Genomic DNA, 832 nt, shown 5'->3' on the forward strand with positions numbered 1-832 from the left:
CATTACAACTGCACTTATTCTATTACCTGAATATATATCGCTCCCCTTCAATTGTCCCTTTGTTTTCGTCCAATATGTTTATGTATAAAATATACTCCTGTAGATATCCGTCTTTATAAATACACTTAGAGACATCTTCTACTTCGTTTTCCCCTCCCCCATAACCAAATTTTACCGTATGCATTTCATTACTTGTGTAAAAAATAAACTCCCTGCAGGGAAAGATTTCTTCACCCCTTTCTTCCACCATTTTTTTTATACTTTCATAGCTTTCATCTTTACTATCAGCTCTTATCAGTAAGTCATTATCATCAAAAAAGTACGTGTATCCAACTTTTGCTTCTTTTCTAACACGTTTTCCCCTACTTACATTTCCACATATCATATCAACGGTTTTACTTGGACAATACGCTCCCGTATGAAGCATGTTTCCCCCTTTCCAGTATTCTTTTCTCTTACACTTCATGTCAGTTTCATTAATTAACTCTTCGTACTTATCTTCATATTTTTTTCTAATGTCCTCTAATTCATATATAACACCATCCAATTCCTTTTTTCTCATATAAAATTTCTCCTTTAATAAGGTGCTGCACTGCTATATGTAGTTTCCTGTTGGATTTTTCCGTGAAAAACATTCCTGTTTCAATTAAGCTGTTATTTTATAACCGAATTGTTTTTTCATATTTAACCACATATTTTATAGCTATGTCCCTAATCCATTTTCTGGGATGATCTGTATATTTTTGCATTATTTCATACACTTCACTTTTCCTATAGTTACTTAGTGCCCATATTACGTGTCCTTCTATTTCCTCATCTTCTAATATCTACA

1 protein-coding gene is annotated in these 832 nt (G+C 32.7%); it reads right to left on the reverse strand.

All coding sequences use genetic code 11. The annotated features are described in order from the left end of the window. Positions 1-22: 22 nt before the first annotated feature. Positions 23-562: a hypothetical protein gene (locus Q5O30_RS07435; RefSeq protein ID WP_021953125.1), complete on the reverse strand. Its 540-nt coding sequence runs from the start codon at positions 560-562 to the stop codon at positions 23-25. Positions 563-832 lie beyond the last annotated feature (270 nt).

Origin of the sequence: Eubacterium sp. CAG:161 (genome assembly GCF_000432355.1) — a bacterium.
Lineage (GTDB): Bacteria > Bacillota > Clostridia > Lachnospirales > Lachnospiraceae > Eubacterium_G > Eubacterium_G segne.

Bases quoted from the DNA above. Each gene is read 5' to 3' on its own strand.
- Q5O30_RS07435 (WP_021953125.1), bottom strand. From the start codon at position 562: ATGAGAAAAAAGGAATTGGATGGTGTTATATATGAATTAGAGGACATT.